Here is a 12110-nt window from a genome sequence, read left to right on the forward strand (position 1 = left end):
CGCCATGGCCCGCAAAAAAGCTGCACTGGATTTCGAACAATCTCTCGCTGACCTGCAAACGCTGGTGGAGCGTCTGGAGAACGGCGAATTGTCGCTGGAAGACTCGCTGACAGCTTTCGAGCAAGGCATCGGTCTGACCCGCGATTGCCAGGCGGCGCTGGCCCAGGCCGAGCAAAAGGTTCAAGTGCTGCTCGAGCGTGATGGCGAGCTGGCCGAGGAACCCTTCGACGCGGATCAGCCAGAATGATTGCAGCGTATTCGGCGACCAGCCAGGCCCGCGTCAACGCTGCACTGGAAACCCTGTTCAACGCGCCGAGCCCTGAGCTCGCGCGTCTGTACGAAGCCATGCGCTACAGCGTGATGAATGGCGGCAAACGGGTCCGCCCGCTGCTGGCCTACGCCGCGTGTGAAGCGCTGGGCGGCAAGGCTGAGCAAGCCAACGGCGCAGCGTGCGCGGTGGAGCTGATTCACGCTTATTCCCTGGTGCATGACGATTTGCCGGCCATGGACGACGACGACCTGCGTCGCGGCCAGCCGACCACTCACAAAAAATTCGATGAAGCTTGCGCGATTCTGGCCGGCGATGGCTTGCAGAGCCTGGCCTTCAGCGCCCTGCTCGACCCTCGCCTGAGCAACTCTGACGCTGAAATCCGCCTGCAAATGGTCAGTGCTCTCGCATTGGCCGCAGGCCCGGCAGGGATGGTCGGCGGTCAGGCCATCGACCTCGGTTCGGTCGGTCTGAAGCTCGATCAAAAAGCCCTCGAATACATGCACCGGCACAAGACCGGCGCGCTGATCGAGGTCAGCGTCAAACTCGGCGCCCTGGCCAGCGGCCGTGCCGAGAAGGACGAACTGAAGTCCCTGCAGACTTATGCACAGGCCATCGGCCTGGCGTTCCAGGTGCAGGACGACATTCTCGACGTCGAAAGCGATACCGAAACCCTCGGCAAACGCCAGGGCGCCGACATCGCACGCGACAAGCCGACCTATCCGGCCCTGCTCGGCCTCGACGCCGCCAAGGCCTACGCCCTGGAACTGCGCGATCAAGCCCTGCATGCGCTGCGACCGTTTGACGCGGCGGCCGAGCCGTTGCGCGACCTGGCCCGTTATATCGTCGACCGGCGCAGCTGACGGCGTATCCGCCAAGTTAAAAGCAACGCGTGGGCAGGGGGCGATGCATCAGGTAAACTGCCGCATCTTTTATACCTATAACGATTCGCCTGATGCCCACGACGTTTCATGAGATTCCCCGCAAGCGCCCGACCACGCCCCTGCTCGACCGTGCCAACACGCCGGACGGCCTGCGCCGGTTAGGCGAAGCCGAGCTGGAAACCCTGGCCGATGAGTTGCGCCTGGAATTGCTCTACACGGTCGGTCAGACCGGCGGGCATTTCGGTGCCGGCCTGGGCGTCATCGAGCTGACTATCGCGTTGCATTACGTCTTCGACACCCCGGACGACCGGCTGGTGTGGGACGTGGGTCATCAGGCCTATCCGCACAAAATCCTCACCGGCCGTCGCGAGCGCATGGGCACCCTGCGCCAGAAGGACGGCGTCGCGGCCTTCCCGCGTCGTTCCGAGAGCGAGTACGACACCTTTGGCGTCGGCCACTCCAGCACGTCGATCAGCGCAGCGCTGGGCATGGCCATTGCCGCCCGCCTGCAAAACAGTGATCGCAAGGCGATTGCCGTGATCGGCGATGGCGCACTGACCGCCGGCATGGCCTTCGAGGCGCTGAACCATGCGCCGGAAGTGAACGCCAACATGCTGGTGATTCTCAACGACAACGACATGTCGATCTCGCGCAACGTCGGCGGGCTGTCGAATTACCTGGCGAAGATCCTTTCCAGCCGCACTTACGCGAGCATGCGTGAAGGCAGCAAAAAGGTCCTGTCGCGCCTGCCCGGCGCCTGGGAAATCGCCCGTCGCACCGAAGAATACGCCAAAGGCATGCTGGTTCCCGGCACGCTGTTTGAAGAGCTGGGCTGGAACTACATCGGCCCGATCGATGGCCACGACCTGCCGACCCTGATCGCCACCCTGCGCAACATGCGCGATCTGAAAGGCCCGCAGTTCCTGCACGTCGTCACCAAGAAAGGCAAAGGCTTCGCCCCGGCGGAAGTCGACCCGATCGGTTACCACGCGATCACCAAACTCGAACCGCTGGACGCTCCGGCCGCCGCGCCGAAGAAAGCTGGCGGGCCGAAGTATTCCGGTGTGTTCGGTGAGTGGTTGTGCGACATGGCCGCGTCTGATCCGCGCTTGGTCGGCATCACTCCCGCGATGAAGGAAGGCTCCGATCTGGTGGCCTTCAGCGAGCGTTTCCCGCTGCGCTATTTCGATGTGGCAATTGCCGAACAACACGCCGTGACCCTCGCTGCCGGCATGGCCTGCGAAGGCGCGAAGCCGGTGGTGGCGATTTATTCGACGTTCCTGCAACGTGGCTACGATCAATTGATTCATGACGTCGCGGTGCAAAACCTCGACGTACTGTTCGCCATCGACCGCGCGGGCCTGGTGGGCGAAGACGGCCCGACTCACGCGGGTAGCTTCGACCTGTCGTTCCTGCGCTGCATCCCCGGCATGCTGGTGATGACCCCGAGCGACGAAAACGAACTGCGCAAAATGCTCACCACCGGCCACCTGTTCAACGGCCCGGCGGCGGTGCGTTATCCGCGCGGCTCTGGCCCGAACGCGAAGATCGAGAAAGACCTCGAACCGATCGAAATCGGCAAGGGTGTGGTTCGTCGTCAGGGCAGCAAAGTCGCCCTGCTGGTGTTCGGCGTGCAACTGGCCGAGGCGCTGAAAGTCGCCGAGACGCTGGATGCAACCGTGGTCGACATGCGCTTCGTCAAGCCGCTCGATGAAGCACTGGTTCGCGATATCGCCAGCAGCCACGAGCTGCTGGTGACCATCGAAGAGAACGCGATCATGGGCGGTGCCGGTGGCGCCGTCAGCGAGTTTCTCGCCCGCGAAAACATCCTCAAGTCGATGCTGCACCTGGGCCTGCCGGACAGTTACGTCGAGCACGCCAAGCCTGCGCAAATGCTGGCCGAGTGCGGGCTGGATGAGGCCGGGATCGAGGCTTCGGTTCGTGAGCGTTTGCAACTGCTGAACATCTAAACCTCAGGCTTATGCAAAACCCCTTGTGGGAGCGGGCTTGCTCGCGAATGCGGTGTATCAATCAGCATAAGTGTTGACTGACACACCGCATTCGCGAGCAAGCCCGCTCCCACATTGGTTTTCTGTACCTTTCAAAATTTGTGTTCGCTTTAAAGCGCCAACGGACTGCCGATGAAACTCTCTCCCCTCGCCCTGACGCTGACCCTGCTGCCGGCCGGCCAACTGCTGGCCGACACCTTCCAACGCGACCAGGCCCTGAAGCTTCCCGACGTGCTGATCAGCGCCAACCGTCAGGTCGAAGCGCGCAATGACAGCAGCGCCGCCAACACCGTGTTCACCCGCGAAGACATTGATCGTCTGCAACCGAGCAGTGTCACTGACTTGCTGCGTCGTGTGCCGGGTGTGCAGGTCGGACAAACCGGCGGGCGCGGGAGTCTGCCGGGGATTTACATAAGGGGCACCAAATCAGCCCAGAGTCTGGTGCTGGTCGATGGCCAGCGCATCGGCAACTCCACCTCCGGCGACAGCAAGCTGCAACACATCAACATCGAACAGGTCGAGCGCGTGGAAGTGCTGCGCGGTTCCCGCTCGGTGATCTATGGCAGTGATGCGATTGGCGGGGTGATCCAGATCTTCACTCGTCGCGGCGGCGAGCAAGGTTTGCAACCGCGAATGCACGTGGGCTTTGGCAGCAACCAGACCTGGGAACGCAGCCTCGGGCTGTCCGGCGGCGACGAGCAGACCCGATTCAATCTCGGCGCCAGCCTTGATGAATCCGCCGGAATCAATCGCACCCGCGAGTCCTATCCCAGCGACGGCGATCATGATGAATACCGCAACAAATCGATGAGCTTGAGCCTGAGTCACGCCCTCACCGATGACATCGAAATCGGCGCCAACCTGCTGGATAACCGTGGCAAAAGTGAGTTCGACAACCCGTTCGGCCGCTTCGACATGGACACGTTCGAGTCAGTCCAGCAGCAGCCCTACAGCGACTTTGCAGTGAGCAGCGTCAGTAGTTACGTCGATGCGCGTATCAGTGACCTGTGGAAAACCCGCGTCGAGTTCGGCCACAGTGAAAACCGCGAGAAGACGCTCGACAAGCTCAGTGACGAACGCAGTGTGTTCAACACGTATCGCGACTCGGTGAACTGGCAGAACGACCTGACCTTCGACGAGCGCAACAGCCTGATCCTCGGCGGCGACTGGTACGAGGACCGAATCAACAGCAGCACGCCATTCGACGAGGACAGCCGCTGGAACCGTGCGGCGTTCATTCAGCATCATTACCAGGCGGACAGCTTCTCCACCGAGCTGGGCCTGCGCCGGGATCAGAACCAGCAGTTCGGCGGTCAGAACAGCTGGAGCGGCACTTTCACCCTGCCGCTGAATCCGGACAACGATGTGCTGCTGACCTACAGCGAAGGTTTCCGCGCGCCGACGTTCAATGATCTGTATTACCCCGATTTCAGCAATCCGTATCTGAAACCCGAGACCTCGAAAAGCTATGAGCTGCAGTGGCGCAGTCAACTGACCGACACCGCTCGCCTGGAAGCATCTCTGTACCGTACGGACCTGGAAGACGCGATTATTTTCGGTAGTAACTCACGGCCGCAGAACGTGGCCTCGGCACGGATCAACGGATTCGAAGCGGCTTTGAAACAGGAACTGTTCGGCTGGCAGGGCAACCTCGGCGTGGCGATCATCGACCCGCGGGATCGTGACAGTGGGCACACCCTGGCTCGGCGCGCGCGGCGGACCTTGAGCCTGGATCTGGATCGGCAGTTTGACCGGCTAGGGCTCGGCGCCAGCTGGCAAGCGGTGAGCAGCAGCTATGACGATGAGAACAATCAGCAGCCGTTGGGCGGGTACGCGTTGCTGGGGTTGCGCAGCAGCTGGGAATTGAATCGTGAGATCAAGTTTGAGCTGAAGGTCGATAACCTGCTGGACAAGGGTTATAGCCGGGCGCTGTACAGCCATGATGGCAGTCAGTATGGGTATCGCGAGGAAGGTCGGGCGTGGATGTTTGGGGTGACGTGGACGCCGGAGCTATAGCCAAAAATATTTGTTGTCCAGGCTGACGCCATCGCGGGCAAGCCTTGCTCCTACAGAGTTTGTGGCGTACGCCAATTTCGGCGTTCACGCGAAACCTGTAGGAGCAAGGCTTGCCCGCGATGAAAGCACCTCGGTCTCAGCGGTCGGGTGCGATCAACTGGCACAACTTTGCGGTCGCATCGATCATCTGCCCACTCGGCCGTTCCAGCCCCTTATCCGCCACCAACAGCAATTGCCCCTGCGCCACTGCTGCAACCTGCGGCCAAGCTTTCCACGCATCGAGCTGCGCCTGGTCACTGGCCAGAATCACGTCCGGATTACGCTGCAATACCGCCTCAATACTGACCTGCGGCGCTGGCAACGTCAGGTCGGCAAACACATTGCGCGCCCCGCACACCTCAAGCGCATCGCTGATGATCTGCCCGCCGCCAACGGTGTACAGCGGCCGATCCCAGACCTGATAAAACACCCGCAATGGCACATCCCGACGATAACGCTGGCGCAGCGAATCCAGTCGCTGACGCAAATTTTCAGCCAATGAAACGCCACGTTCCGGACGGCCGAGCTGTGAGGCAATCGCCTCAATCTGCGACGTGAGTTGTTCGAGGCTGTGGGGTTCAGCAACGTAGGTCGGGATGTCCAACCGCTTGAGCTGTTCACGCTGGGCCGGGCCAACGCTGCCGGGCCAGAGCAACAGCAGATCGGGTTTGAGACTGAGCAGCTGCTCCATGTCCAACTGGCCGTAGCGGCCAACCGAAGGCAGATCTTTGAGCTTGGCAGGGCGCTCACCGGCATCCAGCACACCCACCAGCAAGTCGGCTGAACCCAGCTCAACAACGATTTCAGAGAGAGACGGCGCGAGGCTGACAACGCGTTCGACCGCAGCCGCCGGGCCGCTGATGGCCAGCAGCAAAACCGCCAGCCAGACGGGTCGCATCAGCCGAGTTGACGCGGAATACGGTAGAGGTAAAACAGCACCAGGGTCGACAGCGACAGCAGCATCAACGGCACGGCTTCGAGACCGACGAATACCGCCAGCGCGCCGATCCAGGCCGGCAGGCCGGCAGCCAGGAATGCCGTGCGACGCTTGGCAGCCAGGGCGATCCAGGCAGCAGGTTCTTCAGGGGTGTCGAGGGCTTTTTGAGTGGCGATCAGTGCGTGTTTGTAGCCGCCAAAGAATTTCAGGCTGACAAACATCGACGCCACACCTGCGATGAACAACGGCATTGCCAGCACCGGCAGGATCGCCTCGCTCTGGCCAAATACGCCGTTGATCACGAACAGCGGCACCAAGGCCAGCGCCAGGTATTGCCACCAATTGACGGACAGTCGCCGCCGGACCTGACCGCGGGTCACGCCCGGTCAGCCTCACCCTGGTGCTCGTTACCCATCATGTGGTCGAGCTTGCTGGCCTTGGTGGCCAGGTAGAGTTTGTTGTGCGGGTTGTGGCCGGTGTGCAGCGGCACGCGCTCGGCGACCACGATGCCCATGTCGGTCAAGGCTTTGACCTTGCGTGGGTTATTGGTCATCAAACGCAGGGATTTCACGCCCAGGTGCTCCAGCATCGGCAGGCACATGGCGTAGTCACGTTGGTCGGCGGCAAAGCCCAGACGCTCGTTGGCTTCAACGGTATCGGCGCCGCCATCCTGCAATTCATAGGCGCGGATCTTGTTCAGCAGGCCAATGCCACGACCTTCTTGACGCAAGTACAGCAACACGCCACGGCCTTCACGGGCGATGGCCTGCAAGGCTGCTTCAAGTTGCGAGCCACAGTCGCAACGCTGGCTGAACAAGGCATCGCCGGTCAGGCATTCGGAGTGCAACCGGCCGAGTACCGGGGCACCGTCGACGAACTCACCCAGGCTCAGCACAACGTGCTCGCGCCCGTTTTCTTCATCGAGAAAGCCGTGCATGGTGAATTGCGCAAAAGGCGTTGGCAGCTTGGAAGCGGCGACAAAAACGACAGGCACCGGTGTGCTCCTGATCAATAAGTACTGGAGATTCGCAGAGGCGGCATTGTAACAGCACGTTCCGACAGACGCTTAGGCTGAATTATGGGGCATAACAATCAAAAAGTTAGATCTCAGGTGCGCCACTTCACCCTGTGGGAGCGAGCTTGCTCGCGATAGCGGACTGTCTTTCACCATTGATGTCGACTGATACACCGTCATCGCGAGCAGGCTCGCTCCCACAAGGTTAATGAAGCGCCACAGGGTTTGTGTTCAGTTTGAGTCGAACGGATAGGGTTGTTTCCAGCGCTCGAAGATCGGTTTCAGCTGGCCGCTTTTCACCAATTGCTCCATACGCTGATCGAACAGCGCCATCAGGGCGCGAGCCTTTGGGGTCGACAAAATCCCGGTACGCCGCATGACTTCGTTATAGCGGCGTACGTTGGGCAGGTAATCCTGAAAGTCGTAGCCGCCCGTCAGGCAAAAATCCATACCAGCCCCTGCATCGCCAACCACGCAAACACCCCGGCCAATACGTCATCGAGCATGATCCCGACGCCACCATGAACATGCCGGTCGATCCAGCGAATCGGCCACGGCTTGAGGATGTCGAAGAAGCGGAACATCAAAAACCCCGCCAGCAACCAGTACCAACCTTCCGGCACCAGCCACAAGGTGATCCACATCCCGACCATTTCGTCCCAGACGATGCCTTCATGGTCGTGCACCCGCAAATCGTCGGCGACCTTGCCGCACAGCCAGAAGCCGAACAGCATGGTGATGCCGAGCATCAGCCAGTAGCCCCAGTCGGGCAGCATCTGCCACAGCGGGATAAACGGTAGCGCAACTAACGAACCCCAGGTGCCCGGTGCTTTTGGCAAGGTGCCCGAGCCGAATCCGAACGCCAGGAAATGCCACGGATTGCGCCAGACCGACGGCGGTACGAATTCCGCCGGGACCTGTTTGGGATGATCTGTCACGGTGTCTCCCGAAAATGTTGATAGCCCCGGGCTTGCGGGGTGATGTCTTGTCCATCGGCGTCCAGCAGCACCACGCCCTGCCCCGTCACAACACGGCCGACCACATGGATCGGCCAGCCGTCGCTCAACAATTGCGGCAGCTCGACGGACGGCAAGGTAAAGGCCAGCACGTAATCATCACCGCCGCTCAGGGCCGCGACTTCTGCACCCGATTGACCGAGGAAGGCGACTAAAGCGTTCGATAATGGCAGCGTGTCCCGTTCAACCTGAATGCCGACTTTCGATGCGAGGGCAATATGCCCGCAGTCGGCGAGCAGGCCGTCGGAGATGTCCAGCGCCGAGGTGGCTTTGCCGCGTAGCGCCTGACCCAACGCGAGTTGCGGCTGCGGCGACCAGTAATGTGCCAGCAGCGGATCGGCGATGGCGGCTTCAGCCGTCTGCTGACCGAGCACCAGCGGCAATGCCCCCGCCGCGTTGCCAAGTTCACCGCCAACGCACAGCAAGTCGCCTGGCTGCGCACCGCTGCGGGTCAACGCCAAACCTGCCGGCACACGACCGAACACGGTCATCGTCAGGCTCAACGGCCCACGGGTGGTATCACCGCCCACCAGCGCCACACCGCAGCTTTGCGCCATGAGGTTCAAACCACGGGCGTAGGCGTCCAGCCAATCGGCGGTCACCGTCGGCAAGGTCAGGGCAAGGGTAAAGGCAACGGGAGTGGCGCCCATGGCAGCCAGATCGCTGACGGCCACAGCCAGCGAACGCTGACCGAGCAGAAACGGGTCGCAAGGATCTGCGAAATGCACACCGGCAACCAGTGTGTCGGTGGAAATGGCCAACTGCTCCCCAGGGGGAACAGCCAGCAAGGCGCAGTCATCGCCAATCCCGAGGGCAACGCCTTCGCCGCCTTGCGCACAGGGCGCGGCGGCGAAGAAATTGCGGATCAGCTCAAACTCGCCCATTGGGTGTCCTGTCTCACCAATACTGTTCATTTTTTAGCGGCGTCTGGTGTCGCCATACTGCGTTGCCGCTCCTCGCCATAGCCAGCTATGACTCGTCGCGGCGCCTTGTCTGGCAACACCAGCCACTCGCTAAAAAACGAACGTATCGGCGAGACAGGACACTGCAAGCGCGGATTAGCGCTTGAACGCCTTCACTTCAGCTTCACGCAGACGCGGGGCCAGCTTGTCGAGTACACCGTTGACGAACTTGTGGCCGTCGGTGGAACCGAAGACTTTCGCCAGCTCGATACCTTCGTTGATCACAACGCGGTACGGCACGTCGACGCGCTTGAGCAGTTCCCAGGTCGACAGGCGCAGAACGGCCAGTTCAACCGGGTCCAGCTCTTCGATCGTGATGTCCAGGCACGGCGTCAGTGCAGCGTCGATCTCAGGCTTGTGAGCCGGAACGCCGTGCAGGATGTCGTGGAAGTAGGCGGCATCGACATCGCTGAAATCGTTATCGACCCGGAACTGCGCTTCGATCTCGTTCAAAGATTGCTTGGCCATGTGCCACTGGTACAGCGCCTGAGTCGCGAGCTGACGGGCTTCGCGACGCTTGACGCTTTTCGATGGCTTGCCGGCATCCGCAGGCTTTGGATCGCGCGGGTTGAAACGATCGCTTTCGTCGCTAATCACTTGGCCTCCAACTGCGCCAGCAGGCTGACCATTTCCAGAGCGGACAGGGCAGCTTCAGCACCTTTGTTACCGGCCTTGGTGCCGGAACGTTCGATGGCTTGCTCGATGGAATCAACGGTCAGCACGCCAAATGCGACTGGAACGCCGAACTCCATGGACACCTGGGCCAGGCCCTTGGTGCATTCGCCAGCCACGTATTCGAAGTGCGGAGTACCGCCACGAATGACCGCGCCCAGGGCGATGATTGCCGCGTATTCGCCCTTCTGAGCGACTTTCTGCGCAACCAGCGGGATTTCGAAGGCGCCAGGTGCGCGGATGATGGTGATGTCGCTTTCGCTCACGCCGTGGCGAACCAGGGCATCAACTGCACCGCTGACCAGACTTTCAACGACGAAGCTGTTGAAACGGCCTACTACCAAAGCGTAGCGGCCTTTAGGGGCGATGAAGGTACCTTCGATGGTCTTCAGGGTCATTCGTTAGATCTCTTAAAGAGCCGGGACGCGTTTTCTACGCGTCCCTCAGTGATGTGTTAACCGCGAATCAAGGACTGGAAACAACCGGTCATTATTCGGAGGGCACGTATTCTACAACTTCCAGATCGAAACCGGATATCGCATTAAATTTCATTGGCGCACTCATCAGGCGCATTTTGCGCACGCCCAGATCCCGAAGGATCTGCGAACCGGCACCGACGATGCTGTAGGTGGTCGGTTTTTTCGCTGGTACGTGCTCCGCGGTTTCGCGGATATGCGCCAGCAACACGTCGCCATCAAGCGGGTGACCGAGCAACAGCACCACACCGCTGCCAGCCTCGGCAACCGCGGCCATCGCGGCGCGCAGGCTCCAGCGGCCAGGCTGCTTGACCATCAACAGGTCGCGTAGCGGGTCCATGTTGTGCACCCGAACCAGGGTCGGCTCTTCGGCGCACACGGTGCCCAGCGTCAGGGCCATGTGCACGTCGCCTTCCACGGAATCACGATAGGTCACCAGGTTGAATTGGCCCAGTTCGCTGTCCAGCGGCTGCTCGGCAATCCGCTGAACGGTACGTTCGTGGATCATCCGGTAGTGAATCAGGTCGGCGATGGTGCCGATCTTGATGTTGTGTTCGGCAGCAAACGCTTCCAGTTCCGCGCGGCGGGACATGGTGCCGTCGTCGTTCATCACTTCGCAGATCACGCCGCTCGGCTCGAAACCGGCCATGCGCGCCAGATCGCACGCCGCTTCGGTGTGGCCGGCGCGAGCGAGGGTGCCGCCGGCCTGAGCCATCAGCGGGAAGATGTGGCCGGGGCTGACGATGTCTTCAGCCTTGGCGTCTTTCGCTGCAGCGGCTTGCACGGTACGCGCACGGTCGGCGGCAGAAATGCCGGTGGTCACGCCGGTGGCCGCTTCGATGGACACGGTGAACTTGGTGCCGAAACCGGAACCGTTGCGCGGCGCCATCAAGGGCAGCTTCAGCAGTTCACAGCGCTCGCGGCTCATCGGCATGCAGATCAGGCCACGGGCGTGCTTGGCCATGAAGTTGATGTGTTCAGGCTGGCAGCACTCGGCGGCCATGATCAGGTCGCCTTCGTTCTCGCGATCTTCGTCATCCATGAGGATGACCATCTTGCCTTGGCGGATGTCTTCAACCAGTTCTTCGATGCTATTGAGCGCCACAAGGCACCCCCTTGGGTCAGGATTTGAGGTAGCCGTTGGCGGCCAGAAAGCTTTCGGTGATGTTACTGGGCTCTTTAGAAGTAGAGCTGGGCTCTGCGGCCTTGTCGCCTAGTAACAGGCGCTCCAGATAACGTGCCAGCAAGTCAACTTCAAGATTCACCCGGCGACCTGGCTGGTACGACGCCATGATGGTTTCGCTCAGGGTGTGCGGAATGATCGTCAGCAAGAACTCGGCGCCATCGACCGCGTTCACGGTCAGGCTGGTGCCGTCGACGGTGATCGAGCCTTTATGGGCGATGTACTTGGCCAGCTCTTTGGGAGCGCGGATGCGGAACTCCACAGCGCGAGCATTCTCGGTACGGGCAACCACTTCGCCCACGCCATCGACGTGCCCGCTGACCAGATGCCCGCCGAGGCGAGTGGTCGGGGTCAGGGCTTTTTCCAGGTTCACCGGGCTGCCGCTTTTCAGATCATTCATGGCGGTGCAGTCGAGGGTTTCGCGGCTGACGTCCGCCGCAAAGCCGTTGCCTGGCAGCTCAACCGCGGTCAGGCACACGCCGTTGACCGCGATGCTGTCGCCCAGTTTGACGTCGCTCAGGTCGAGCTTGCCGGTTTCTACGTGTACCCGCACATCTCCGCCTTTTGGGGTCAATGCACGAATACTGCCGATGGATTCGATGATGCCGGTAAACATGGAGTCCTCCTCGAGAA

Annotated in this window: 13 protein-coding genes and 1 pseudogene; 4 read left to right on the plus strand and 10 right to left on the minus strand. The window is 61.1% G+C overall.

Annotated elements, in window-relative coordinates; genetic code table 11:
* Window positions 1–4: 4 nt before the first annotated feature.
* From CKW16_RS24435 to CKW16_RS24450, 4 genes are all read left to right on the plus strand, one after another.
* Window positions 5–247 (plus strand): exodeoxyribonuclease VII small subunit, encoded by a 243-nt coding sequence (locus CKW16_RS24435; protein ID WP_007894317.1) that lies wholly within the window; start codon window positions 5–7, stop codon window positions 245–247.
* On the plus strand, window positions 244–1131 hold the full coding sequence (ispA, locus tag CKW16_RS24440) for a (2E,6E)-farnesyl diphosphate synthase (protein WP_095131404.1): 888 nt from the start codon (window positions 244–246) through the stop codon (window positions 1129–1131). Before CKW16_RS24435 ends, ispA begins: the two co-directional genes overlap by 4 nt.
* Before the next feature lie 92 nt (window positions 1132–1223).
* Window positions 1224–3122: a 1-deoxy-D-xylulose-5-phosphate synthase gene (gene dxs, locus CKW16_RS24445; protein WP_095131405.1), complete on the plus strand. Its 1899-nt coding sequence runs from the start codon at window positions 1224–1226 to the stop codon at window positions 3120–3122.
* Window positions 3123–3293: 171 nt separating this feature from the next.
* Window positions 3294–5177, plus strand: a complete 1884-nt coding sequence (locus CKW16_RS24450) for a TonB-dependent receptor domain-containing protein (protein ID WP_095131406.1) — start codon at window positions 3294–3296, stop codon at window positions 5175–5177.
* Between the two features lie 136 nt (window positions 5178–5313).
* On the opposite strand, the gene CKW16_RS24455 is transcribed toward CKW16_RS24450, so the two are convergent.
* The 10 genes and pseudogenes from CKW16_RS24455 to CKW16_RS24500 all read right to left on the minus strand — a co-directional run bounded on the left by CKW16_RS24455 (window position 5314) and on the right by CKW16_RS24500 (window position 12093).
* Window positions 5314–6114: a cobalamin-binding protein gene (locus tag CKW16_RS24455; protein WP_095131407.1), complete on the minus strand. Its 801-nt coding sequence runs from the start codon at window positions 6112–6114 to the stop codon at window positions 5314–5316.
* Entirely contained in the window at window positions 6114–6533 is a 420-nt protein-coding gene (locus CKW16_RS24460) for an MFS transporter (RefSeq protein WP_095131408.1), read from the minus strand. The genes CKW16_RS24455 and CKW16_RS24460 overlap by 1 nt, the downstream gene beginning before the upstream one ends.
* A complete protein-coding gene (gene ribA / locus CKW16_RS24465; RefSeq protein ID WP_033059420.1) occupies window positions 6530–7147 on the minus strand; it encodes a GTP cyclohydrolase II in 618 nt (205 codons plus the stop codon). Before ribA ends, CKW16_RS24460 begins: the two co-directional genes overlap by 4 nt.
* A 252-nt stretch (window positions 7148–7399) precedes the next feature.
* Window positions 7400–7597: pseudogene (locus tag CKW16_RS24470) on the minus strand (ABC transporter substrate-binding protein); the annotation flags it as partial.
* 5 nt (window positions 7598–7602) lie between these two features.
* Entirely contained in the window at window positions 7603–8106 is a 504-nt protein-coding gene (locus tag CKW16_RS24475; protein WP_003228639.1) for a phosphatidylglycerophosphatase A, read from the minus strand.
* Window positions 8103–9068 carry a thiamine-phosphate kinase gene (thiL, locus tag CKW16_RS24480; protein WP_095131410.1) on the minus strand — a complete coding sequence of 322 codons (966 nt, stop codon included), beginning with the start codon at window positions 9066–9068 and terminating at the stop codon, window positions 8103–8105. The genes CKW16_RS24475 and thiL overlap by 4 nt, the downstream gene beginning before the upstream one ends.
* Window positions 9069–9242: 174 nt before the next feature.
* Window positions 9243–9743 (minus strand): transcription antitermination factor NusB, encoded by a 501-nt coding sequence (nusB, locus tag CKW16_RS24485; RefSeq protein WP_008153530.1) that lies wholly within the window; start codon window positions 9741–9743, stop codon window positions 9243–9245.
* A complete protein-coding gene (gene ribE / locus CKW16_RS24490) occupies window positions 9740–10216 on the minus strand; it encodes a 6,7-dimethyl-8-ribityllumazine synthase (RefSeq protein ID WP_003185938.1) in 477 nt (158 codons plus the stop codon). The genes nusB and ribE overlap by 4 nt, the downstream gene beginning before the upstream one ends.
* 91 nt (window positions 10217–10307) lie before the next feature.
* Window positions 10308–11399 (minus strand): bifunctional 3,4-dihydroxy-2-butanone-4-phosphate synthase/GTP cyclohydrolase II, encoded by a 1092-nt coding sequence (gene ribBA / locus CKW16_RS24495; RefSeq protein WP_033059428.1) that lies wholly within the window; start codon window positions 11397–11399, stop codon window positions 10308–10310.
* 16 nt (window positions 11400–11415) lie between these two features.
* Complete coding sequence (locus CKW16_RS24500) at window positions 11416–12093, minus strand: riboflavin synthase (RefSeq protein ID WP_095131412.1); 678 nt, start codon at window positions 12091–12093, stop codon at window positions 11416–11418.
* Between the last annotated feature and the right edge of the window lie 17 nt (window positions 12094–12110).

This window comes from Pseudomonas sp. Irchel s3h14 (assembly GCF_900187425.1).
Classification (GTDB): Bacteria; Pseudomonadota; Gammaproteobacteria; order Pseudomonadales; family Pseudomonadaceae; genus Aquipseudomonas.

Bases quoted from the DNA above. Each gene is read 5' to 3' on its own strand.
- CKW16_RS24435 (WP_007894317.1), top strand. From the start codon at position 5: ATGGCCCGCAAAAAAGCTGCACTGGATTTCGAACAATCTCTCGCTGAC.
- ispA (WP_095131404.1), top strand. From the start codon at position 244: ATGATTGCAGCGTATTCGGCGACCAGCCAGGCCCGCGTCAACGCTGCA.
- dxs (WP_095131405.1), top strand. From the start codon at position 1,224: ATGCCCACGACGTTTCATGAGATTCCCCGCAAGCGCCCGACCACGCCC.
- CKW16_RS24450 (WP_095131406.1), top strand. From the start codon at position 3,294: ATGAAACTCTCTCCCCTCGCCCTGACGCTGACCCTGCTGCCGGCCGGC.
- CKW16_RS24455 (WP_095131407.1), bottom strand. From the start codon at position 6,114: ATGCGACCCGTCTGGCTGGCGGTTTTGCTGCTGGCCATCAGCGGCCCG.
- thiL (WP_095131410.1), bottom strand. From the start codon at position 9,068: ATGGGCGAGTTTGAGCTGATCCGCAATTTCTTCGCCGCCGCGCCCTGT.
- ribE (WP_003185938.1), bottom strand. From the start codon at position 10,216: ATGACCCTGAAGACCATCGAAGGTACCTTCATCGCCCCTAAAGGCCGC.
- CKW16_RS24500 (WP_095131412.1), bottom strand. From the start codon at position 12,093: ATGTTTACCGGCATCATCGAATCCATCGGCAGTATTCGTGCATTGACC.